Source organism: Curvibacter soli, from assembly GCF_029211125.1.
GTDB classification, from domain to species: domain Bacteria; phylum Pseudomonadota; class Gammaproteobacteria; order Burkholderiales; family Burkholderiaceae_C; genus Curvibacter_A; species Curvibacter_A soli.
Genome location: NZ_JARGEN010000051.1, coordinates 33124 through 56384 on the forward strand (window position 1 = coordinate 33124; position 23261 = coordinate 56384).

22 protein-coding genes and 1 pseudogene are annotated in these 23261 nt (G+C 66.8%); 20 read left to right on the plus strand and 3 right to left on the minus strand.

Annotation, left to right across the window (positions count from 1 at the left end):
• Positions 1-3 precede the first annotated feature (3 nt).
• The 15 genes and pseudogenes from PY257_RS11345 to PY257_RS11415 all read left to right on the plus strand — a co-directional run bounded on the left by PY257_RS11345 (position 4) and on the right by PY257_RS11415 (position 17726).
• Complete coding sequence (locus PY257_RS11345; protein WP_275741834.1) at positions 4-288, plus strand: acyl carrier protein; 285 nt, start codon at positions 4-6, stop codon at positions 286-288.
• Positions 285-1430, plus strand: a complete 1146-nt coding sequence (locus PY257_RS11350) for an FkbM family methyltransferase (RefSeq protein WP_275741836.1) — start codon at positions 285-287, stop codon at positions 1428-1430. The genes PY257_RS11345 and PY257_RS11350 overlap by 4 nt, the downstream gene beginning before the upstream one ends.
• Positions 1427-2296 (plus strand): FkbM family methyltransferase, encoded by an 870-nt coding sequence (locus PY257_RS11355; RefSeq protein WP_275741838.1) that lies wholly within the window; start codon positions 1427-1429, stop codon positions 2294-2296. The genes PY257_RS11350 and PY257_RS11355 overlap by 4 nt, the downstream gene beginning before the upstream one ends.
• Positions 2289-3419, plus strand: coding sequence for a class I SAM-dependent methyltransferase (locus PY257_RS11360; RefSeq protein ID WP_275741840.1), 1131 nt, complete (start codon positions 2289-2291; stop codon positions 3417-3419). The genes PY257_RS11355 and PY257_RS11360 overlap by 8 nt, the downstream gene beginning before the upstream one ends.
• 39 nt (positions 3420-3458) lie before the next feature.
• Positions 3459-4556, plus strand: a pseudogene (locus PY257_RS11365) (DegT/DnrJ/EryC1/StrS family aminotransferase); the annotation flags it as partial.
• 111 nt (positions 4557-4667) lie between these two features.
• Entirely contained in the window at positions 4668-8186 is a 3519-nt protein-coding gene (locus tag PY257_RS11370) for a glycosyltransferase (RefSeq protein ID WP_275741913.1), read from the plus strand.
• Between the two features lie 111 nt (positions 8187-8297).
• On the plus strand, positions 8298-9158 hold the full coding sequence (gene motA / locus PY257_RS11375) for a flagellar motor stator protein MotA (RefSeq protein WP_275741842.1): 861 nt from the start codon (positions 8298-8300) through the stop codon (positions 9156-9158).
• A gap of 27 nt (positions 9159-9185) precedes the next feature.
• A complete protein-coding gene (gene motB / locus PY257_RS11380) occupies positions 9186-10124 on the plus strand; it encodes a flagellar motor protein MotB (protein ID WP_275741844.1) in 939 nt (312 codons plus the stop codon).
• A 69-nt stretch (positions 10125-10193) separates the two neighbouring features.
• Positions 10194-10580, plus strand: a complete 387-nt coding sequence (cheY, locus tag PY257_RS11385) for a chemotaxis response regulator CheY (protein ID WP_275741846.1) — start codon at positions 10194-10196, stop codon at positions 10578-10580.
• A gap of 3 nt (positions 10581-10583) precedes the next feature.
• Entirely contained in the window at positions 10584-11228 is a 645-nt protein-coding gene (locus PY257_RS11390) for a protein phosphatase CheZ (protein ID WP_275741848.1), read from the plus strand.
• A gap of 239 nt (positions 11229-11467) precedes the next feature.
• A complete protein-coding gene (locus tag PY257_RS11395; protein ID WP_275741850.1) occupies positions 11468-12622 on the plus strand; it encodes an EscU/YscU/HrcU family type III secretion system export apparatus switch protein in 1155 nt (384 codons plus the stop codon).
• Complete coding sequence (gene flhA / locus PY257_RS11400) at positions 12619-14706, plus strand: flagellar biosynthesis protein FlhA (RefSeq protein WP_275741852.1); 2088 nt, start codon at positions 12619-12621, stop codon at positions 14704-14706. The genes PY257_RS11395 and flhA overlap by 4 nt, the downstream gene beginning before the upstream one ends.
• Positions 14703-16229 carry a flagellar biosynthesis GTPase FlhF gene (gene flhF, locus PY257_RS11405; RefSeq protein WP_275741854.1) on the plus strand — a complete coding sequence of 509 codons (1527 nt, stop codon included), beginning with the start codon at positions 14703-14705 and terminating at the stop codon, positions 16227-16229. The genes flhA and flhF overlap by 4 nt, the downstream gene beginning before the upstream one ends.
• A complete protein-coding gene (locus tag PY257_RS11410; RefSeq protein ID WP_275741856.1) occupies positions 16222-17010 on the plus strand; it encodes a hypothetical protein in 789 nt (262 codons plus the stop codon). The genes flhF and PY257_RS11410 overlap by 8 nt, the downstream gene beginning before the upstream one ends.
• Positions 17010-17726, plus strand: a complete 717-nt coding sequence (locus PY257_RS11415; protein ID WP_275741858.1) for an RNA polymerase sigma factor FliA — start codon at positions 17010-17012, stop codon at positions 17724-17726. Before PY257_RS11410 ends, PY257_RS11415 begins: the two co-directional genes overlap by 1 nt.
• Positions 17727-17883: 157 nt before the next feature.
• Here PY257_RS11415 and PY257_RS11420 read toward each other — a convergent pair whose 3' ends face one another.
• From PY257_RS11420 to flgA, 3 genes are all read right to left on the minus strand, one after another.
• The gene (locus PY257_RS11420) at positions 17884-18234 is read right to left on the minus strand and encodes a hypothetical protein (protein ID WP_275741860.1); all 351 of its coding nucleotides are present in this window, start codon (positions 18232-18234) and stop codon (positions 17884-17886) included.
• 78 nt (positions 18235-18312) lie between these two features.
• A complete protein-coding gene (gene flgM / locus PY257_RS11425; protein WP_275741862.1) occupies positions 18313-18636 on the minus strand; it encodes a flagellar biosynthesis anti-sigma factor FlgM in 324 nt (107 codons plus the stop codon).
• Between the two features lie 99 nt (positions 18637-18735).
• Positions 18736-19473: a flagellar basal body P-ring formation chaperone FlgA gene (gene flgA / locus PY257_RS11430; RefSeq protein WP_419095699.1), complete on the minus strand. Its 738-nt coding sequence runs from the start codon at positions 19471-19473 to the stop codon at positions 18736-18738.
• Between the two features lie 220 nt (positions 19474-19693).
• Between flgA and flgB the strand changes: the two genes are divergently transcribed.
• The 5 genes from flgB to PY257_RS11455 are packed head-to-tail and all read left to right on the plus strand — an operon-like array spanning position 19694 to position 23261.
• Positions 19694-20101 carry a flagellar basal body rod protein FlgB gene (gene flgB, locus PY257_RS11435; RefSeq protein ID WP_275741864.1) on the plus strand — a complete coding sequence of 136 codons (408 nt, stop codon included), beginning with the start codon at positions 19694-19696 and terminating at the stop codon, positions 20099-20101.
• A 27-nt stretch (positions 20102-20128) separates the two neighbouring features.
• The gene (flgC, locus tag PY257_RS11440) at positions 20129-20536 is read left to right on the plus strand and encodes a flagellar basal body rod protein FlgC (RefSeq protein WP_275741866.1); all 408 of its coding nucleotides are present in this window, start codon (positions 20129-20131) and stop codon (positions 20534-20536) included.
• A gap of 26 nt (positions 20537-20562) precedes the next feature.
• Entirely contained in the window at positions 20563-21231 is a 669-nt protein-coding gene (locus PY257_RS11445; RefSeq protein WP_275741869.1) for a flagellar hook assembly protein FlgD, read from the plus strand.
• Positions 21232-21271: 40 nt separating this feature from the next.
• Entirely contained in the window at positions 21272-22498 is a 1227-nt protein-coding gene (flgE, locus tag PY257_RS11450; RefSeq protein WP_275741871.1) for a flagellar hook protein FlgE, read from the plus strand.
• A gap of 22 nt (positions 22499-22520) precedes the next feature.
• The gene (locus PY257_RS11455) at positions 22521-23261 is read left to right on the plus strand and encodes a flagellar basal body rod protein FlgF (RefSeq protein WP_275741873.1); all 741 of its coding nucleotides are present in this window, start codon (positions 22521-22523) and stop codon (positions 23259-23261) included.

The window sequence follows — 23261 nt, forward strand, 5'->3', positions numbered from 1 at the left end:
AACATGCAGCAAACACCCGCGCGGAACTTCGTCATCCAACTGCTTCAGGAAAGGGGGCCGCTTCCAGCCGAAAATCTGGATGCCTTCAATTTTCTGGAAAGCGGATTCATCGACTCTTTCGCCCTGATCCGGTTCATTCTCAGCATCGAGGACGAATTCGGAATTGCCATCACGCCCGGCGAAATGGCCTCCCCGCGAATACGGACCATCGGAGGCATGGCCGAGTTGATCGAAGGCAAGCGGCAGCGCGATACCCCCTCCAGGCAACCCGATGGACAACCGACATGACCCAGTACAAGCTCTTCGATGCAGGGGAATTCCTCGCCCAATGGGTAAGTCAATCCTCTTCGGCAAATGCAACCATTGCCCGGGACTTCCTGGCCGGACATGCGCCCCGCTATGCCCTGGGCCGCAATGAAACCACCGCCCTGCTGGCGCACAGCGTCTCGCTGGCGGGCGTCTTGGACGACTATGCGGCAACGGAACACATGTGGAATGGCCTTCCCCTACTGAAACAGGATGCCCTCTCCAGCGATGGCATTGTCATCAATACCGTCGTCGTCGCACGGCCGGTCAGTGCCGCACGCCGCCTTGGCGCCCTGCCGACGCAGCGCAGCATCGCCTACGCCGACCTGATCCGCGTCCTCCCCGAACACTTTCCCCTGCCGCAATTCGTGGCGCAGACAAGAGAAGCGCTGCAAAGCCATCGCGCCGAGTTCGAGAACCTGTTCAGCCAGCTCAAAGACGACGAGTCGCGCCGCACACTCGAAGACGTACTCCAATACCGGCTGACGGCCGATCCCGCCTTCATGGGCAGTTACCCCTGCAGGATGAAGGATCAGTACTTCGAGCCATTTTTGGATTTCCCCGCCGGCGGCGTATTCATCGACGCCGGCGGCTACGAAGGCGAAACCAGCATCGAATTCAGCCAGCGGTACCCGGGCTATGGCGGCATCCACGTATTCGAGCCCTCACCTACCAACTTCCACAAGGTTCAGGCTTCACTGCATGGCATGCGCGGCGTCACCACCCATGAGGTAGGGCTGTCGGACGTAAAAGATACGTTGCGCTTCTCCGCAGAAGCCGGCTCTGCCAGCAAGATCAGCAGCGAGGGCGGCGAATCGATCGCAGTGGACCGCCTCGACGACCTCGTGCCCGGGCGCGTGGACTTCATCAAAATGGACCTGGAAGGCTGGGAGCTGAACGCATTGACCGGCGCGAGGGAGTCGATCGTGAAGCACCACCCCATCCTTGCCATCAGCGCATACCACCACCCGCTGGACTTCGTGCGCATTCATGCCTACGTCAGCGGCCTGCGCAAGGACTACGACCTCTACCTGCGGCACTACACCGAGGGCTGGATTGAAACCGTCCTGTATTTCGTGCCGGCCAAGAGCGGCAGCGGCATTGCATCGGGCCAAACACCATGACGAAACTCGGCGACTTCTCGATCCCGGAACTCTATGCTGAAATTTGCGCCCGCAAAGGTGAACGCATCGACTTCGGCAAAAGCACCTTGAAGATCGACGCCCGCCAAGGCGGCGGCGTTTACCAGTCCGACGCCGTGTGGATCGACTTCCACGACCCGCTTTACGCGGAAATCAAGAAAACCCTCAATCCCGCTCTCATCGTGGACATTGGCGCCAACATCGGGTTTTCCTCGGTGTGCTTCGGCGAGAACTTCCCCGCCACGCGCATCATCGCGGTGGAGCCCAATCCAGAACTCGCGCCCCTGTTTCACGAGAACATGCGCGTCAATGGCATCGCCAATTACGAACTGCTTGTCAAGGCGGTCGGGGATTCGGACCAAAAACTGCCGTTCTCCTGCCCGCCCGGATTCTCCGTCGATGCCAAGGTCACGACAGCCGACACTGCGCCCTCCTTCTGGGCCGAGCAAACGACGCTGGCGCAGATTCTTTCAGGCACACCCGACGAGGCCCCCGTCTACATCAAGATAGACGCCCAAGGGCACGACTACAACATCATCAAGGGCGGCAAGAGTTTTTTTGACCGCGCCCACCGCTACCTGGTGCGCGTCGAGTTTGCCCCCGCATGGATCGAGCAAGGCGCCGGAGGCAGCCCCCAGGAGTTTCTGGCCTATCTGACCCAGAAATTCGATGTGGCGGAACTGCAGAAGCCCAGCTTTTCCACCGGCCGCCTGGCCCCCCTCTTCGAGTCGCCGCTGAAATGCGACGATGTCGATGCCTTCGTCCGCTACACCCGGCAAAAATCCAGCGGCGGCAAAGGCTACGTGGACCTCATCTTCAAGCCCAAGCGCCTCAAGATCGATGGATAGCATCGACAGACCCACCGCTTCCCGTGGTCAGCCTGCGCATGTTCAGAGCCTGCTTGTATTTCCCGTGGGCGTCGACGGCGCCAAAACCTATATCCAAACGGCACGGCAACTCGGCTTTCGGGTCATAGGCGGCAGCTCCGTCCCCGTGGGCCTGGTCGACTTGCCAGTGGATGCACTCATCCATTTGCCATTCGTCACCCACGGCGATTTCGAGGCGGCATTCACCCAAGCCCTCGCCCGCCACCAGATCAGCCACGTCCATGCGCCCCACCATGGCGTGTGGTGGTGCCTGCGGCAGATGCTGGAGCGCCAGGCCACTCCTTCCTTTTCCCTCTGCGGGGAGCATCCCTTCCAGGCCAACTGGAATGCCTTCCAGCCTGATCTGGCATGGGCCGACACGATACTGGGCGACGCCCTGGCCGAAACCATTGAACCTTGCCGCGCGGCCCCTCCCATGGGCCGGTTGCAGTACGCATCTCTACACCGCGGCTTCCTGCGGGTCCCCGGCGAAAGCGACGAGGACAAGCTGAGCGCGCTGGCCGCCATCGCGCGCCTGCTGCCCCAGGGCGACGTCGTCGAAATCGGTTCGCTGTACGGACGATCCGCCTATGCGCTGGCCCGGCTGGCGCAGCATTACGGCATTGGCTCCATCATCTGCGTCGATCCATGGCGGATGGACCGAATCCTTGACCAGGGCCCTGCGGCCAAGGATCTTTACGACAGCCGCAGGCTGATCGATCTGGACCATGTGTTCGCAAACTTCTGCGCCACCGCCGCCGAGGTTCCAGGGATGGGATACATCCGCCAGCCTTCGCTGGATGCCATCGGCGAATACCGCGAAGCCGTCCGGCAGCAGGTTCTGCACTGCCCCGAATTGACGCCGGTTCCCGTGTGCGGTCGCATCGCCCTGCTGCACATCGACGGCAACCACCGCTACGACCAGGTGGTGCAGGACATCCAGACCTGGGCACCCTACCTGATGCCGGGCGGCTGGCTGCTATTGGACGACTATGTCTGGTCGTTCGGGGACGGACCCCAGATGGCAGGCGACGAACTGCTGCAATCGGGCGCCTACGATTCGGCCTTCGTCGCCAGCGACACACTCTTCCTGCGCCGGCTTTGACCGCGCAGCCCCCCCAACACGCAAGGCAGCGCACTGCACATGGCCGAACCCATCATTCCCGTCACCAGCCCGCTGCTCCCGCCGCTGGAAGATTTCATCCCCTACCTCGAAAAAATCTGGGACAGCCGGCAACTGACCAATGGCGGACCTTTCCACAATCAGTTGGAGACGGAACTGGCCCGCTACCTGGGCGTCAAGCACCTGAGCCTTTTCGCCAACGGCACGCTGGCGCTGGTCACTGCATTGCAGGCCCTGAAAGCCGTCGGCGAGGTCATCACCACGCCCTATACCTTCGTCGCCACCGCCCACTCGCTGCTCTGGAATGGCATCAAGCCCGTGTTCGTGGATATCGACCCCGATACCCTCAACCTGGACCCGCGCAAGATCGAAGCCGCCATCACGCCGCAAACCACGGCGATCCTGCCGGTGCATTGCTATGGACACCCCTGCGACGTGGAGGCGATCCAGCGCATCGCGGACAACTACGGGCTCAAGGTCCTCTACGACGCGGCCCATGCGTTCGGCGTGCGCGACGGCAGCGGCAGCCTCATGAACCACGGCGACTTGTCGTGCCTGAGCTTCCATGCCACCAAGGTCTTCAACACCTTCGAGGGCGGCGCCATCGTCAGCCCCGACGAGCGCACGAAGCGGCGCATCGACCACCTCAAGAACTTCGGCTTCGTCGATGAGGTGACCGTGGTGGCCCCCGGCATCAACGGGAAGATGAGCGAAGTCAACGCTGCATTCGGCCTGCTGCAACTGCAGTACATCGATGGCGCGCTGGCAGCGCGCGCGCGCATCGATGCCCGCTATCGCACCGGCCTGGCGGGCATCGCCGGCATCCGCTGCGTCGAGGGGCGGGAGCAGCAGCCCAACCATGCGTACTTCCCCATCCTGGTCGGCCCGGAATACCCGCTGGGCCGCGACGAGCTGTACCAGCGGCTCCAAGACCACGGCATCCATGCCCGCCGGTACTTCTACCCGCTCGCAAGCTCTTTTCCGATGTACCGGGGCCTGCCATCCGCATCACTGGAAAACCTGCCCGTCGCCCACCGCATCGCCAGCCAGGTGCTGTGCCTGCCGATCTTCCCCACGCTGGCCGAACCAGTGGTCGAGAAAATTCTGGACCTGATTTCCCGCCCGGCCACCACGACCAAGGCACTGGCACCGACTCCGCCAACGACCGACACAGCGCCCGCCCCCTTTCCCGCCGACCAGAGCGCCCGCACGTTCAAGGTAACCGTAGCCATCCCCGCCTACAAGGCCCGCTTCTTGGATGCGGCGCTGCGCAGCGCGGTGGAGCAGGAATTCGACAGCTTCGAGATCGTCATCTGCGACGACTGCCGCACCGACGCGGTGGCGGCTGTCGTACAACCGTACCTGGACGCCCGGGACGGTCCGCCCGTGCGCTACTTCCACAACAGCGAACAGTTGCGGGAAGGCCGCAATTTCAGCAAATGCATCGAACTGGCGCGTGGCGCCTATGTCAAATTTCTCTGCGACGACGATCTGCTGCTGCCGGGCACGCTGGCGGCGCAGGCCGCCGTCCTGGATGCACATCCCGGCGTGTCGCTCGTCGCCTCGCGGCGCCAGCTCGTCAACGAAAACGGCGCGCCCCTGGCGGACATTCCCGCCACGCGCAGCCCGTTCGAGGGCGACGTCTGCGTGCATGGACACGACCTCGCGTCCTTCCTAGCCGATCACGTCCTGAACTTCATCGGCGAGCCCACCAGCGTCATGTTCCGGCGCGAGCAGATCCTGCCCTATGGGACCGCCTTGATGGGCTTGGGCGGACAGCCCATCGAATGGCTCGGCGACCTGGCAATGCACGTCAACCTCATGCGTGCGGGCCACCTGGCGATGCTGGAACAACCCGGCGCCAGCTTCCGCATTTCCAGCGAGCAGGTGAGCCATGCCGGACGCACCACGCCCGGCATCGGCAAAGAGGGCTATGCCAATTTCAGCCGCATGATCCGCGAGTTGGGCTGGTACCGCTCCACCAACAACCACATGGTCCGCGTGGCCCCGCTCGGGGCGCCCTCCAATTTCCAGGAAATCGACCTGGGTACGCGCATAGACCGCATGCTGCGCGGCGAGGATCCGGTCAACCCCTTGCGCCGCTGGCTCGCACAGCGCGTTCCGACCGCCTCGCAGGCCCGGCTCATCGAGACGCATCTCGACCAGAATGCGCAAGGACCTTCCATCACCATCTTCGTGCGCGACTTCGGCAGCAGCCCGGAAAAACTGACCGCGACGCTGGATAGCCTGGCGCCCGGCCAATGCCTTTACACGCGCCACGCAGTCGCCGTGCTGACCGATGCCAGGGAGCACGTACCCCATGCAGGCGTGCGCCATGTTCCGGCCACGCCCGATGATTACCTCCCAGCCCTCAACCAACTGGCAGCCGAAAGCGACTGCGACTGGCTGCTGGTGGTGGATGCGGGCGAAATTTTCACCTCCAGCGGCCTGTTGATCCTGGCGCTTGAGCTGCTAGGCGCGCCCGGCATACGCGCCGTCTATGCCGACGAGATGATGCGCGCCGCCGACGGCACCCTGGCTGGCGCGTTCCGCCCCGGCTTCGACCTGGACATGCTGCTGTCGTGCCCGACGGCGCTGGCGCGGCACTGGCTTGTGCGGCGCGACGTATTCGTGGAGGCTGGCGGATTCGATCCGGCCTGCACCGATGCTCCCGAATTCGACCTGCTGCTGCGTCTGGTAGATGCGGGCGGCATCACGGGCCTGGGCCATGTCGACGAGCCGCTGCTGATCACCGATGCCCCGCAACTCATCACCAAGGCTGGCGAACTGGCCGCACTACAGCGCCACCTACAAGGACGCGGCTACATGGATGCGCGGATCGAGGCCCAGCTGCCGGGTCGCTACCGCGTTCTGTATGGCCACGCCGACACGCCCATGGTTTCGATCATCGTCCCGACCAAGGACCAGTTCGTCATGCTGCAGCGCTGCGTGGAGACATTGATCGAAAAAACCGCCTACAAAAACTACGAGCTGCTCATCGTCGACAACAACAGCACCGCCAAGGACGCATGCATTTGGCTCGATGGCATGGAGGCCATGAACAGCGACCGGATTCGCATCCTGCGCTACCCGCATCCGTTCAACTACTCGGCCATCAACAACATGGCGGCACGGGAGGCGCGCGGCGACTACCTCGTGCTGCTCAACAATGACACTGCGATCCTGCGCGAAGACTGGCTCGATGCCCTGCTCAACCATGCGCAGCGGCCCGAAGTGGGCATCACCGGCGCCAAGCTGCTCTATCCCGATGGGCGCATTCAGCATGCGGGCGTGGTGCTGGGCCTGCGCGGGCCGGCCGAGCACCCGTTCTCTGGCTATCCGATGGATGCTGCCGGCTACATGCATCGGCTGCAGATCGACCAGAACTACAACGCCGTGACCGGTGCATGCCTGATGATCCGGCGCTCGGTTTTCGACGAGGTCGCGGGCCTCGACGAAGATGCGTTCAAGGTTTCATACAACGATGTGGACCTTTGCCTGAAGGTCCGCCAGGCGGGGTATCTCGTGGTGTGGACGCCCCATGCCGTGCTGCTGCACGAAGGCAGCGTCAGCCAGAACACGGTGGACACGGCCGCCGCCGAAGCCAAACGCCAGCGGTTCCAGGGCGAGCAGGATGCGCTGTATGCCAAGTGGCTGCCTACCATCGCCCGCGACACGGCCTACAACCAGAACCTGTCGCTCAAGGGCATCGGCTTCGAGCCCGAAACCGACAGCAAGCTCAACTGGCACCCGCTGGTCTGGCGCCCGCTGCCCGTCGTGCTGGCCCTGGCGGCCGACCAGGCCGGCTGCGGCCACTACCGCCTGATCCAGCCCGTGAAGGCGATCAACGCCGCCGGCCTGGCCACCGCGCAATGGGACATGCGCTACTACAGTCCGGTCGAGATGGAGCGCCTGTCGCCCGACACGCTGGTGCTGCAGCGCCAGTTCACGGAATCGCTGATCACCGCCCAGCGCCAATCCACCCGGTTCAGCCGCTGCTTCAAGGTGGCGGAAGTCGACGACTACCTGCCGAACGTGCCGATCAAGAGCGCTCACCATGGGCACCTGCCCAAGGACATTCTCAAGACCATGCGCAAGGCGCTGGCCCTGGTGGATCGCTTCATCGTCTCCACTGCGGCGCTGGCCGAGGCGTTTGACGGCCTGCACCCCGACATCCGCGTGGTGGAAAACCACCTGCCCCTGCCTTGGTGGCAAAACGTGCAGGGGCTGCGCCGCCAGGGCGCCAAGCCGCGCGTCGGCTGGGCCGGCGGCATTGGCCATCGCGGCGACCTGGAGCTGATCACCGACATAGTGAAGGCGCTGGCCGGGGAGGTCGAATGGGTGTTCTGCGGCATGTGCCCCGATGCCCTGCGCCCCTACGTGCATGAATTCCATGCACCTGTCCCCATCGACGACTACCCGTCCGCGCTGGCAGGCCTGAACCTGGACCTGGCCCTGGCACCTCTTGAACACAACCTCTTCAACGAATGCAAGAGCAATCTGCGGCTGCTCGAATACGGCGCCTGCGGCTTTCCGGTGGTGTGCAGCGACATACGCCCTTACCAGGGCAGCCTGCCCGTCACCCGCGTGAAGCAGCGGTTCAAGGACTGGATGGACGCCATCCGAATGCACACCACCGATCTGGACGCGGCGGCCAAGGCCGGCGACGCGCTACGCGCGGCAGTACAGCGCGACTGGATGCTCGACAACGCCCATCTCTCCCGATGGCTCGCCCACTGGCTGCCGTAGGGCACGTCGGCACTGCCGCCGACTCAAGTCTGGCGCTTGCAATCCGATACCATTGATGCGCATGGGCTACTCTCCGCCCGCTCCCTATGCCTTTCTGTCACAAGGCCCTGCATGTTCGTCATCATTGGTTATCTCCTCACCTTCGGCTGCGTCTTCGGCGTCTTCGTGGCCCACGGGGGCCAGATCGGGGTGCTGCTGGAAGCCCTGCCGTTCGAGATGATCACCATCGGCGGCGCCGCGCTCGGCTCGTTCCTCGTCACCAACCAGTTGAAGGTGGTGAAGGCCACCTTCGCCTCCATTCCCAAGGTGCTCAAGGGCTCCAAGTACACCAAGGCCCGGTACATGGAGCTGATGACGATGCTCTACGAAATACTGCAGAAGGCGCGCAAAGAAGGGCTGATGGCGATCGAAAAGGATGTGGAGTCGCCCCAGGAGTCGGAGATATTCAACAAGTTTCCTGCCGTCGGCACGGACCACCACGTCGTCGAATTCACCACCGACTACCTGCGCATGATGGTGTCGGGCAACCTCAACGCCCACGAGATCGAGGCACTGATGGACAGCGAGATCGAAACCCACCACCAGGAAGCCAATGCCCCGATCGCCGCGCTCACGCGCCTGGCCGGGGCGCTGCCGGCATTCGGTATCGTCGCCGCCGTACTGGGCGTGGTCAACACCATGGGGTCGGTGGGCCAGCCCCCCTCGGTGCTTGGCGCGATGATCGCCTCGGCGCTGGTGGGCACGTTCCTTGGCATCCTGCTTGCTTACGGCGTGGTGGAGCCGCTCGCTGGCCTGCTGGAGCAAAAGGCGGAGGATGCTGCCAAGGAAATGGAGTGCATCAAAACCACGCTTCTTGCGAGCATGCAGGGCTACAACCCGTCCACGGCGATCGAGTTCGGCCGCAAGGTGCTTTTCTCGGCCGACAGGCCCAGCTTCACCGAACTGGAAAGCCACGTGCGAGGCAAGAAGTAATACCGCCGGGCACCGGCGGTCATCACCATGGCTGAATCGAAAAAACTCCAACCCATCATCATCAAGCGGGTGAAGAAGACCGCCCACGCGCCGCATGGTGGCGCGTGGAAGATCGCCTACGCCGACTTCGTGACGGCCATGATGGCGTTTTTCCTGCTGATGTGGCTGCTGGGCTCGACGGCCAAGGGCGAACTGCAGGGCATCGCCGCCTACTTCAGCTCGCCGCTCAAGGTGGCGATGATGGGCGGCGACGGCGCGGGCAACAGCTCCAGCATCATCCCCGGCGGCGGCAACGACCTGAGCAAGGTGCACGGCCAGGTCCGCCGCTCCGAGAGCGACCAGGACGCGGCGCGCCGCATGAGCCCGCAGCAGGCGCGCGCCGAGATGGCGCGCCAGGATGCCGCGCGCATCCGCACGCTGCAGGCGAAGATCGAGGCGCTCATCACCCAGAACCCGCGGCTGAGCGAATACCGCTCGCAGATCCGGCTCGATGTCACGCCCGACGGCCTGCAGATCCAGATCGTGGACGACCAGAACCGCCCCATGTTCGACAGCGGCAGCGCGCTGGTGAAGCCCTACATGCGCGACATCCTGCGTGCCATCGGCGAGGCGCTCGGCGAGGTGGAGAACCGCATCAGCCTGGCCGGCCACACCGACGCCACGCCTTACGGCAACGGCGAAAGGGGCTATGGCAACTGGGAGCTTTCCGCCGACCGCGCCAATGCCTCGCGCCGCGAACTCGTGGCCGCGGGCATGCCCGACGGCAAGCTGGCGCGGGTGGTGGGCCTGGCCGCCACCGACCCGCTGAACGCGCAGGACGCCTTCGCCGCCATGAACCGCCGCATCAGCATCACTGTCATGACGCGCGAAGCAGAAGAGCGGCTGATGGGCAAGGGCCCTGCGGTACCCCTTGCGGAAGTGCAGCAGGAAAACCAGAAAAATCCGCCCCAGCAGAACAAACCATAATCGGGGCGAAACGCCTTCCCCGCGACTCCAACGCATGCACACCGCATCCTCTCTCCGAAAGGGTTTCCCGTGGCAAATGCCCTTCGATTTCTGATCGTCGACGATTTTTCTACGATGCGGCGCATCGTGCGCAACCTGCTCAAGGAAAGCGGCTACTCCGAAGCCGACGAGGCCGAGGACGGCGTCGCGGCGCTCAACAAGCTGCGCAACAGCAAGTTCGACTTCGTCGTGACCGACATCAACATGCCCAACATGAACGGCTTCCAGTTGCTGGCCGAGATCAAGCAGGACGAGAAGCTCAAGCACCTGCCGGTCCTGATGGTGACCGCCGAGGCGCGCAAGGAAGACATCGTGGCGGCCGCGCAAGGGGGTGCTGCAGGCTACATCGTCAAGCCATTCACGAAGGCCACGCTCGAAGAGAAGGTCGCCAACATCCTGAAAAAGCTGGGGATGTAAGACATGGAGCCCAGCGACGCCCCCGTACCCGCCGCCTCCCCGGAGCCCGAGAACTCGCAGGACCTGCACAAGAAGATCGGCCTCCTCACGCGCCAGTTGCACGACGCGCTCAACGAACTGGGCTATGCCGACAAGCTGCGCGGCACCATGGGCGATCTGCCAGACGCCCAGAGCCGGCTGTCCTACATCGCCCGGCTGACCGGCGATGCCGCCGAGAAAGTGCTGGGCCGCGTCGAGCAGGCCAAGGCGCAGAACGACCAGTTGTGCGAGGAAACGCAGCGCGTCAAGGCGGGCCTGATCAAGGACCCCGTGGCCGCCGTCGCCACCGGCGTCATCATGAACTACCTCTTGGACGTGCTGAAGGCCACGCAGGACACGGACGCCCACCTGACCGAGATCATGATGGCGCAGGACTTCCACGACCTGACCGGCCAAGTCATCGCCAAGGTGGTCAACCTCGTGGCCACCATCCAGAACCAACTGGTGCAACTGTTGATCCAGACCGCCCCGCCCGAGGCGGTGCCCGTCGTCATGACGGAGACCAAGCGCGAAGGGCTGCAAGGCCCCATCGTGGACCCGACCAACGCCCCCGACGTCGTCACCGACCAGTCGCAGGTCGACGACCTGCTGGCCAGCCTGGGGTTTTGAGCGGCCCCCGCCCCGCCCATGGCAGCGGCGCCGCCATGGGCGCTCTTATAAGCAAAACTGGCCTCCAGCGCTTATATTTCCTGCGGAAGCAGCTACAAAAAAAGTAGCAATCCGGGCGGCCTTGCAGGCCGCGGCCCGCAGCGCCCGCCGAATAGCCGGCACAGCCCCCTTCTTATCGGCCTTTAGCCGGCGCCGGCCGTCCCGAGAATGGCGAGACACGATCGCGTTGTCCCGCCACCATGGAATCCAGCCAAGACCGCAACCTCCCCGCCACCGAGCGCAAGCTCCACCAGGCGCGCCAGGACGGCGAGGCCTCGCGGTCGCGCGACCTGTCCCATGTCTCGGTGCTGGGCGTGGGCGGCCTGGCGCTGATGGCGCTGGCCCCCGCCGGCCTGGCGCGCCTGGAACACGCGCTGGGCCAGCAACTGGTGTTCGATGCCGCCATCGTGCTGCAGCCGGCCACCATGATGAACCGGCTGCAGGACATGGTGGCCCTGGGCGCGCTGATCAGCCTGCTCTTCGCCACCATCGTGTCCGCGGCCACGGCGCTCGCCACCGTGCTCGCCGGCGGCTGGGTCTACAGCTTCAAGCCCATCGCGCCGAACTTCGGGCGCCTCAACCCGCTGGCCGGGCTGGGCAACCTGTTTTCCAAGCAGCAGTTCGCCACCGTGGTGAAGATGATCGTGCTCACCACGGTGCTGCTGGCCGTGGCGTGGGCCTTCATGAGCCACGGCATCGCCGGCATCGCGGCGCTGGTGCTGCAGCCCTCCAACGCGGCCATCGCCCATGCCGCCGACTGGATCGTCTCCGGCATGGGCCTGCTGCTGCTGGTCGTGTGCGCCTCGGCGGTGATCGACGTGCCCCTGCAGAACTACTTCTTCAAGACCAAGCTGAAGATGTCGCACGAGGAAGTGAAGCAGGAGCACAAGGAGTCCGAAGGCAGCCCGCAGACCAAGAGCCGCATCCGCTCGCGCCAGCGCGAGATCGCCAACCGCGCCAGCATCGCCGCCGTGCCCAAGGCCGACTTCGTGGTCATGAACCCGACCCACTTCGCCGTGGCGCTGAAGTACGACGAATCGTCCATGGGCGCGCCCCAGGTCGTCGCCAAGGGCGCCGACCTGCTGGCCATGAAGATCCGCGAGGTCGCCAAGGCCCATGCCGTGCCCGTGCTGGAGTCGCCGGTGCTGGCGCGCGCGCTCTACGCCCACGCCGAGCTGGACCAGCCGATCCCCGCCAGCCTGTACGCCGCCGTGGCCCAGGTGCTGGCCTACGTGTACCGGCTCAAGGCCGCGCTGCGCGGCGCGGGCCCCATGCCGGACGCCGCGCCCGAACCTTTCGTCCCGCAGGAGCTCGATCCCCTGCATCCCGCAGCCAGCAAGAAGGCCGCCGCATGAAAACGCCGCTGAAATCGGCCCAGGAATGGCTGGGCGCCAACTCGGGCGCGGTGCAGGGCATCGCCGCGCCGCTGCTGGTGGTGCTCATCCTCGCCCTCATGGTCCTGCCCATGCCGGCGTGGCTGCTGGACACCTTCTTCACCCTCAACATCGCCGTGGCGCTGATCGTGATGATGGTGTCGGCCTACATGATCAAGCCGCTGGACTTCGCGGCCTTCCCCTCCGTGCTGCTGCTGACCACGTTGATGCGCCTGTCGCTCAACGTCGCCTCCACCCGCGTGGTGCTGCTGGAAGGCCACACCGGCCCGGGCGCCGCCGGCGCGGTGATCGAGGCCTTCGGCCACTTCCTGATCGGCGGCAACTTCGCAGTCGGGCTGATCGTCTTTGCCATCCTGGTGGTCATCAACTTCGTCGTCGTCACCAAGGGCGCCGAGCGCATCGCCGAGGTGTCGGCCCGCTTCACCCTCGACGCCATGCCCGGCAAGCAGATGGCGGTGGACGCCGACCTGAACGCCGGCCTGATCGACGAGAAGGAAGCCAAGCGCCGCCGCGCCGAGGTGGCCGAGGAAGCCAACTTCTTCGGCTCCATGGACGGCGCATCGAAGTTCGTGCGCGGCGACGCCATCGCCGGCATCCTGATCCTGCTCATCAACATCGTGGGCGGCTTCACCGTGGGCGTGCTCCAGCACGACCTGTCGGCCGCGCAGGCGGCCGACAGCTACATCCTGCTGGCCATCGGCGACGCGCTGGTGGCGCAGATCCCCGGACTGCTGATCTCGGTGGCGGCGGCCATGGTGATCTCCCGCGTGGGCAAGGATACTGACACCGGCCACCAGATCATCGACCAGCTCTTCATGTCGCCGCGCGTGCTCGGCGTCACGGCGGGCGTGCTGGGGCTGCTGGGGCTGATTCCGGGCATGCCGCACGTGGTGTTCCTCGCCATGGCGGCCGTCCTGGGCTACGGCGCCTGGGTGCTGGCCCAGCGCCAGGCCCGCCAGAAGGAGGTGGTCGCGCCGCCCCCCGCGCCCGCGGGCGACGGCGAGGCTACCTGGGACGACCTGCAACCCGTAGACCTGCTGGGCCTGGAGCTGGGCTACCGCCTGATCGCGCTGGTGGACAAGAACCGCAAGGGCGACCTGCTCACGCGCATCAAGGGCGTGCGGCGCAAGTTCGCGCAGGAGGTCGGCTTCCTGCCGCCCGCGGTGCACGTGCGCGACAACCTGGAGCTCAAGCCCAGCGGCTACCGCATCACCCTGCGCGGCGTGGTCATGGGCGAGGGCGAGGCCTTCCCCGGCATGTTCATGGCCATCAACCCCGGCGGCATCACCGCGCCGCTGATCGGCACCGCCACCACCGACCCGGCCTTCGGCCTGCCCGCGCACTGGATCGACGCGCGCCAGAAGGAAGCGGCGCAAATGGCGGGCTTTACCGTGGTTGATTCGGAAACCGTGCTGGCGACCCACTTGTCACACTTGATGCAAGTGCAGGCCGCCAGGCTGCTGAGCCGCACCGAGACCCAGCAACTGGTGGAACACGTCGCCAAGCTGGCCCCCAGGCTGATCGAGGAAGTGGTGCCGAAAATGGTCTCCATCGCGACCTTCCAGAAAGTCCTGCAACTGCTGCTGGAGGAATCGGTGCACATCCGCGACATCCGCACCATCGTCGAGGCGCTGGCCGAATTCGCGCCCACCATCACCGACCCGGTGGAGCTGGCGCGCCGCGTGCGCATCGCGCTGGCGCCGGCCATCGTGCAGCAGATCTATGGGCCGGCCCGCGAGCTGAACGTCATCGCCATCGAGCCCGGCCTGGAGCGGATGCTGGTGCAGGCGCTGGGCAACACCGCCGCCGGCCCCGCGCTCGACCCGGGCGTGGCCGACATGCTCACGCGCAGCGCCGCCGAAGTGGCCAACAAGCAGGAGGAAATGGGCCTGCCGGCCTGCCTGCTGGTGCCCGACGCCATCCGCAACGCCATCGCGCGCCTGGTGCGCCGCGTGGCGCCGCGCCTGCAGGTGCTGGCGCACAGCGAAATCCCCGAAACCCACACGATCCGCATCGGCCCCATCCTTAGAGGTGCAGCATCATGAACATCAAGCGCTTTCATGCCCCCACGTCCCGCGAGGCACTGGCCAAGGCCCGCATGGCTTTCGGCGAGGGAACCCTGATCCTCTCCAACCGCCCTACCGCCACGGGCGTCGAGGTGGTGGCCACCGCGGAAGACGCGCTGTCGTCGCTCGAACAGCAGGCGCCCGCCGAACAGGCCGCCGCCCAGCCCGCGCCCCGCAAGCCCGCGCTGGCCGCGCCCGGCACGGCCAGCGCGCGCAGCGCCGTGGCCGAAGACGCCGAGCAGCTCGCCATGAGCACGCTGTCGTTCCAGGACTACGTGCGCGAGCGCATGCTGCGCCGCCGCGCCGAGGCGCTGCAGGCGCCCGCCGCCGACCTGTCCGCGGCAGCGACCCCCGCCGCGCCCGCGCCGGCCGAACGCCCGCGCGAGCAGCACGCCGCGCCGGCCGTGTCCCTGGCGCCCTCCATGCCCGCCGCGCCCGCGCGCCACAACCCGCTCAGGAGCATCCCGATGGACCTGCCCGATCCCCCCGCGCGCAAGCGCGTCGGCGCCACGGCGCCGGCCCTGGCCGCGGCAGAGGCCGCATCGCTCATGGGCACGCAGAACCTGATGCATGAACTCCATGCGATGAAGGACCTGATCGAGGAGCGCTTCAGCACCCTGTCGTGGCTGGGCCAGGCGCGGCAGGACCCGATCCAGTCCAACCTCATGCTCAAGCTGCTGCGCGCGGGCTACTCGCCCTCGCTGGCGCGCGCCATCCTCGAACGCATCCCGGAGGACATCGATGCCGCCGGCGCCGTGCGCTGGCTCATGGACGTGCTGGCCCGCAACGTACACACCGACGCCGAGTCGCGCCCCATCTTCGAGACCGGCGGCATCTACGCCCTGGTCGGCGCCACCGGCGTGGGCAAGACCACCACCACCGCCAAGCTCGCCGCGCTGTGCGCCCGCGTGCATGGCCCCGCCAGCGTCGGGCTGATCACGCTGGACACCTACCGCGTGGCCGCCCACGAGCAACTGCGCACCTATGGCCGCATGCTCGGCGTGGTGGCCCACCTGGCGCACGACCGCGCGGCGCTGCAGGACCTGCTGGGCCTGCTGGCGGGCAAGAAGATGGTGCTCATCGACACCACCGGCATCGCCCCGCGCGACCCGCGCAAGCGCGACATGCTCGACGTGCTGGACCTGCCCAATGTCAAGCGGCTGCTGGTGCTCAATGCCGGCAGCCACGGCGACACCATCGACGACATGGTGGGCGCGTTCAAGAGCACCGGCGCGCAGCAGACCATCCTGTCGAAGATCGACGAGGCCGTGAAGCTCGGCCCCGCGCTGGACGCGGTGATACGCCACCAGCTGCTGCTGCGCGGCGTCACCAACGGCCAGCGCGTGCCCGAGGACTGGGACGTGGCCGACGCGCAGGAGCTGGTGCGCATGTCGATGCGCTCGCCCGCCAAGTCGGCCTTCGACCCGAAGGCATCCGACCTGAATTTCATCTTCTCGCAGACGCCCGACGCCGCGCGGGACCGGGGACTGGTGGATGCTTGAAGCCTGCGTGCACCAGGGCGCGGGGCTGCGGCAGGCCGCGCACCCGCATGGCCTGCGCATCGTCGCCATGTGCACCAGCCCCGGCGGCTGCGCGCAGGGGCTGGAGCTGCTGTGGCAGGTCTGCACCGCCCTGCGGCAGCAGGGACTGCCGGTGGCCGTGCTCGACGGCACCGCGCCCGAGACCGGGGACGCGCCGGGCCTCCATGAACTGCTGGCGCACACGCGCTGGTGCGCCGACATCGCGGCCGACGCCGCGTCGCTGGCGGTGTTTCCCGCCATGCACGGCCTGGCCTGGCTGCGCCGGCACGCGGGCGAGGCCCCCGCGCGGCAATGGCTGCAGCCCGTGCTGCACGCCTATGCCGTGGCGGTGGTCTACGCCCCCGCGTTCGTCATCGCGGACGTGCTGCAGGACACCGCCACCACGCCCCTGGTGTGGATGCCGGCATCGCGGCAGGGCGTGCTGGACGCCTATGGCGCATGCAAGCAGCTCGCGCGCACCGGCCTGGGCGCCACGGTGGTAACGGTGGGCGACGGGCGCGGCCCGCGCGAGGACGCGCTGATCGCCGGCATGCAGCACGCCCTGCGGCAGTGCGCGCGCGAACACCTGGGCTACGCGCCCGCCACCGTCACCGCGCGGCCCGATGCACCGCACGACATGACACGGCTGGCCACCGTGGCCCTGGAGCATGCCGCCGCGCTGCCGGACGGCGGCATGCCTGGAGTAGGATGTGACGCGGCAGCCGGCGCTTGGGGCACCGTCCGCCGGGAGTCATGGATGTGATGTACACCGCCAAAGGCCAGCTTGATCGAGACGCGATGCTTCGCCAGTACGTGCCGCTGGTACGCCGGCTGGCGCACCACATGATCGCCAAGCTGCCCCCCAACGTGGAGATCGACGACCTGATCCAGGTCGGCATGATCGGCCTGTCGGAGGCGCTGTCGCGCTACGAGAGCAGCCAGGGCGTGCAGTTCGAGACCTTCGCCACCCAGCGCATCCGCGGCGCCATGATCGACGAGCTGCGCGAGGGCGACTGGATGAGCCGCGGCTCGCGCAAGAGCCAAAAGGAGATCGAGCACGCCGTCCACCGGCTGGAGCAGCGGCTGGGCCGCAGCCCGCTGGAGTCCGAGATCGCGGGCGAGCTGGGCCTGAGCCTGTCCGAATACCAGAGCCTGCTGGGCAAGGTGCGCGGCACCCAACTGGTGTACCTGGAGGACATGGTCCACCACAACGACGATGACGAGGGCTTCCTCGACCGCCACATGGGAGCCGGCCACGCCGACCCGATGGAGATGCTGCGCGACCAGCGGCTGCGCCAGGCGTTGGTCAACGCCATCAAGGGGCTGCCGGAGCGCGAGCAGTACATCATGGGCATGTACTACGAGCACGACATGAACCTCAAGGAGATCGCGGCGGTGCTCGGCGTGACCGAATCGCGCGTCTGCCAGCTCCACAGCCAGTCGATCGCGCGGCTGCGCGCCAAGATGCGGTCGCACTGAGCGCGGCCCAACCGCGCTGGCGCGGCAATCCACCGATACTCCCAGGGAGTATGACTTTGAACCTGGCTTTTTTCCTGCGGTAGCGAGGAGCAGGTGGGGGGAGTATACCTTCGCCCCAGCCTTTTTCTGCCTTGGCGCGATGGCGCGCCGCCCCTCGCTATTTGCCGACGGCGCGCCCGTAGGTGGAAACCTGCGCCTGCGCCACCGCGGGCAGCAGGCAGGCGGCCTGGCGCTGGGCGAAGGCGGCGATGCGCATGGCGCCCTCGCGCTGCTGGGCCAGTTGCGCCGCCATCTGCTGCAGGCGCGCCCGCAGCGCGGGGCGGGAGAAATCGTCGCTGGAGAGGCTGCCCAGCACCTGCGCCAGCTCGGCGGAGGCCTGGCGCAACTGCACGCTTTGCGATTCCACGCGCTCGGGTTCGGCGGCTATCAGCGCCGCCGACAGGTCGGTGATCTGCCGGTCGACCGCCGCCAGAGCGTGGTCGAGCAGTTGGCTAGAAGTGGATGGCATGGCGTGAGGGCTGGTGGGTACGCTGGGCGGGTGCCGGGAGAGGGGCGGCACCCGCGCAAGACACGGCCCGGGCGAACGTCAGTGGCCGGGCGGGCGGCTCAGCAGTTCCTGGGCGTTGGAGAGCAGTTTGCCGGCGATGGCTTCGGCATCCACGGTGAAGGTGCCGTCGCTGATGGCCGTGCGCACGGAATCGACCTTGGCAGAGTCGATGTCGTCGAGCGGCGAGGCGTTCTTGTCGAGCGCGCGCGCCAGCACCGACACGGTCACGGGAAGGCCTGCGGCGGCCGAGGACGCATCCTTCACGGGTGCGGCGGGTGCCGCCGTGCTTGCCTGCTTCGTCTGTTTGGCGGTGCCCGCCTGCGTCAACGACGCCGCGGGATCCGGGGTTGGACCAATCTTCATCGCTCTCTCCTGAACCCCCAGCCGAGGGGTGTGGTAGCAATGTCATCGACCGTTTTTCCGCCAACTTTAGCTGAATTTGCATTTTTGCCCTTCAGCGCTTCAGAGCACGATCAGCACCGACCGGTCTTCCAGCACCGTGCCCGAGACGATGCGGCCGTTGTCCATGCGGATGCGCACCGGCTGGCCCAGCAGTCCGGCGCCCAGCGCCTGGCCTTCGGACGCCACCGAGAAGCCCGAACCGCTGGCCACGACCCGCACCTGGGCGCCCGCCGCGAACAACTGCGGCGGCTTGAGCATGGTCTGCCGCAGCGCCTGGCCCGCTGCGAGGGGCTTGGCCGCCACCTTCCCCACCCACTGGGCCGGACTGGCGGCGATGGGGGCGGTTTGCGCCGCCCAGTCCACCTCGGTCTCGCTCGCGTCCGCCGCTTGCAGGACCGTGCCGGCGGCGACGTTCGCGTTCAGCACCCAGGCGGGACCGAAGGCCTTGACCGTGACCGGCAGAAAGACGTTCCAGCGCGTCGGGCCGTCCACGCAGCGCAGGCCGATGCGCGCACGGCCCCACAGGCGCACGCCGGCGGGGACATAGGGCTCGACCTTGGCGCAGGGCGCCAGTTGCAGCCGCTCGTCGAGCGCGCCCACGCTCACCTCCATGCGCAGCGGCATGGGCGACGCGGCCTCGGCCTGCGCGATGGCGCCATCGAGCCAGCTCTGGCTTTGCTGCAGGTATGCGGCGCGGGCGTCCACGCCCTGGGCCGCCGCCGGCAGGGCCATGGCGGCCAGCAGGCCGGCTGCCGCGGCACCGCGGCGCAGGACGGGGAAAAGCGCTGTCTCGACCATGGCGAGCCTCCATGCATGGGCCGGGCGATACCCGGCGATTGCAGCGACTATAGGTAAACGGCGCCGCGGCAAAGCGGCGAACTGCCCGCGTTAAGGCCGCTTCTTCGCCGCTTTGGACACGGGGCGCGTTTCCATAATCGACGCACGACGGCAGAGGCCCCCTTGCACACCCTTGCACGGGCCGCCTGCCCCACCCACCGCGACGAAGGGCGAGGTTTCCATGATCGACAAGTTCACGGCCCAGATCGATTTCCAAGGCAAGGCGCTGCAGATGCGCTCGGACCGCCAGCGCCTGATCGCCAGCAACATCGCCAACGCCGATACGCCGGGCTACGTGGCGCGCGACTTCGACTTCCCCAGCGCCATGCAGCAGGCGCTGGAGCCGCAGAACAGGCTGGGCACCAACGGCGCCACCGACCCGCGCCACATCCCGCTGCCCGCGCGCATGGACGGCGACGGCGGCACGCTGGGCTACACGCTGCAGACCCAGCCCAGTCTGGACAACAACACCGTCGACCTGGACCGCGAGCGCGCCAACTTCGTCGACAACTCGGTGCGCTACGAGGCCGCGCTGCGCTTCATCAACGGCCAGGCCAAGCTCATGTTGAGCGCCATCCAGGGCCAGTAACCCGGCCGCCAGTACCAGGACCCCATCATGTCGATGTTCTCCATCTTCAACGTCTCGGGCAGCGCCATCAGCGCGCAGTCCCAGCGACTGAACATCGTGGCCAGCAACCTGGCCAATGTGGATGCCGTCGCCGGCCCCGACGGGCAGGCCTACAAGGCGCGCCAGGTGGTTTTCCAGACCGCGCCGACAGGCCAGGCCGAAGGCACGGCGGGCGTGCGCGTGAGCGCCATCACCGAGAGCAGCACCCCCGGCCGGCGCGTACACGACCCCGGCAACCCGAACGCCAACGCCGAGGGCTATGTGACGCATTCCAACGTCAACGCGGTGGAGGAGATGGTCAACATGATCTCGGCCTCGCGCTCCTACCAGAACAACGTCGAAGTCATGAACACCGCCAAGACGCTGCTGCTCAAGACGCTGCAGATGGGCCAGTAACCGACACACACCGCGGAGCCTTTGCCATGGTCAGCACCACATCCTCCTACAACATCACGTCGAGCATCGACAACCCGAGCGCCACGTCCGCAGCCACCACCTCGACCACGACCGCCGAGCAGGACCGGTTCCTGACGCTGCTGGTCGCGCAGCTCAACAACCAGGACCCGCTCAACCCGATGGACAACGCCGAGATGACGACGCAGATCGCCCAGATCAACACCGTCACCGGCATCCAGAAGCTCAACGACACCGTGAGCTCCATCACCTCGCAGTTCAGCGCCATGCAGATGATGCAGGGTGGCTCGATGATCGGCCACGAGGTGCTGGCGGCGGGCAGCGCACTCACCGTGGACGCCGACACCCACACGGGCTCGGGCGCGTTCGACCTGGCGGGCGACGCGGCCAGCGTCTCGGTGCAGGTCGTGAATGCCAGCGGGCAGGTGATCGGCACCGAGCAGCTCGGCTCGCTCGGCGCGGGCCGCCACGAATTCACCTGGGACACCTCGGCCTACACGGGCCCCGGCGGCAGCCTGAGCTTCAAGGTGGTGGCCGCCAACGGCACCACCAGCGTGGACGCCACCACGCTCATGCGCGACAAGGTCGTCTCCGTCGGAGCGCAGAACGGCACCGTGCAGCTCCAACTGGAAAAGAGTGGCTATGTCGACTACACCGCCCTGAAGGCAGTCCTCTGAACACCATCCCCAACCCCAACGCATCCAACAGGAGTTCATCATGAGTTTTCAGCAAGGTCTCTCGGGCTTGAACGCGGCAAGCAAGGGGCTGGATGTCATCGGCCACAACATCGCCAACGCCAACACCACCGGCATGAAATCCTCGCGCGCCGAGTTCGCCGAGCTCTACGCATCGTCGCTGTCCTCCGCGGGCGGGACCGGCTCGGGCATCGGGGTGACGGTGAACAACGTCTCGCAGCAGTTCTCGCAAGGCAACCTCGGCATCACCGGCAACGACCTCGACCTCGCCATCAACGGCTCGGGCTTCTTCGTCGTCCATATGCCCGACGGCAGCAGCGCCTACACGCGCGCGGGCATGTTCACCCTCGACGAAAACGGCTACGTCGTGACCAGCGATGGCGCCAAGCTGCAGGGCAAGGTCACCGATCCGGTGACCGGCACCGTCAGCGTCGGCGACCTGTCCCTGCCCACCGGCAAGGGCGTGGCCGGCAAGCAGACCACGGCCGTCACCGCGGAGCTGAACCTGGACACGGCGACGCCCATCGCGGCGAGCACCACGCCGCCCACGCCGGTGACGACCTACGGCACCTCGCTGAACGTGTACGACAGCCAGGGCGCGGCCATCCCCGTGGGCCTGTATTTCAGCAAGACCGCCGCCAACACCTGGAACGTGTACGCCGACTATCCCCAGGGCTCCACCGGCACGGGCACGCTGGGCGCGCCCATCGGCGCCGTCACGTTCGACGCGTACGGCGCCCTGAACACCACGACGCCCTCGCCGCTGACGCTCACCGGCGTGCAGGTCATCACGGATGCCACGCCCCCCTTCAACATCACGCTCGACCTGTCCACCATGACGCAGGACGCCAAGGCGTTCACGGTGACCAACCTGACCCAGGACGGCCAGGCCCCCGGCCAGCTCACCGGCATCGCCATCAGCGACGACGGCAACATCCTGGCGCGCTTCTCCAACGGCGCCACGCAGTCCGCGGGGCAGGTGCAGCTCGCCAACTTCCGCAACGTGCAGGGGCTCGAACCGATCTCCGGCACCTACTGGAAGCAGACCTTCTCCTCCGGCACCCCGGTGGTCAGCAACCCCGGCGCGGGCAATTTCGGCTCCATCCGCTCGGGCGCGCTGGAAGACTCCAACGTGGACCTGACGGCCGAGCTGGTCAACATGATGACCGCCCAGCGCGCCTACCAGGCCAACGCGCAGACCATCAAGACGCAAGACCAGGTGATGTCCACGCTGGTGAACCTGCGCTGACCGCTGAACTGGAGACGCCGCCATGGACCGCATCATCTACACCACGATGACGGGCGCCAGCGCCGCCGCGAACCGGCAGGCGGTGCTGGCCAACAACCTGGCCAATGTGTCCACCCAGGGCTTTCGCGCGGAGTTGTCCACCTTCCGCTCGGTGCCGGTGCAGGGCGAGGGCTCCACCACGCGCGTGTTCGCGCTCGAAGCCACCGCCGGCCACTCCACCCTTCCCGGATCCGTACAGCGCACGGGACGCAGCCTGGACGCCATGGCCGAAGGCAATGCGTGGTTCGCGGTGCAGGGGCTCGACGGCACCGAGGCGTACACCCGCAACGGCGCCTTCGAGGTCTCGTCTGGTGGCGTGCTGGTCAACGGCCTGGGCCTGCCCGTGCTGTCCGACGGCGGCACGCCCATCGACATCCCGCCCGACTCCGAGATCGCGCTCGGCGCCGACGGCTCGCTGAGCGTGAAGACCGGCGACCAGCCGGTCGCCAACCTGGGCCGCATCAAGCTCGTCACGCCCACCGACGAAAACCCCATCAAACGCAGCGAGGATGGGCTTTTCCGCGCCAGCGCCGGGGACGCGCTGCCCAGCGACGCCGCCGCGCGGCTGCAGACCGGCGCCATCGAAGGCTCCAACGTCAACGCCGTCGAGACCATGGTCGGCATGATCGCCGCGGCGCGCCAGTTCGAGCAGCAGATGCGCCTGCTGCAGACCGCCGAGACCGACGACAAGTCCGCCAGCCAGTTGCTGAACATGCAGGGCTGA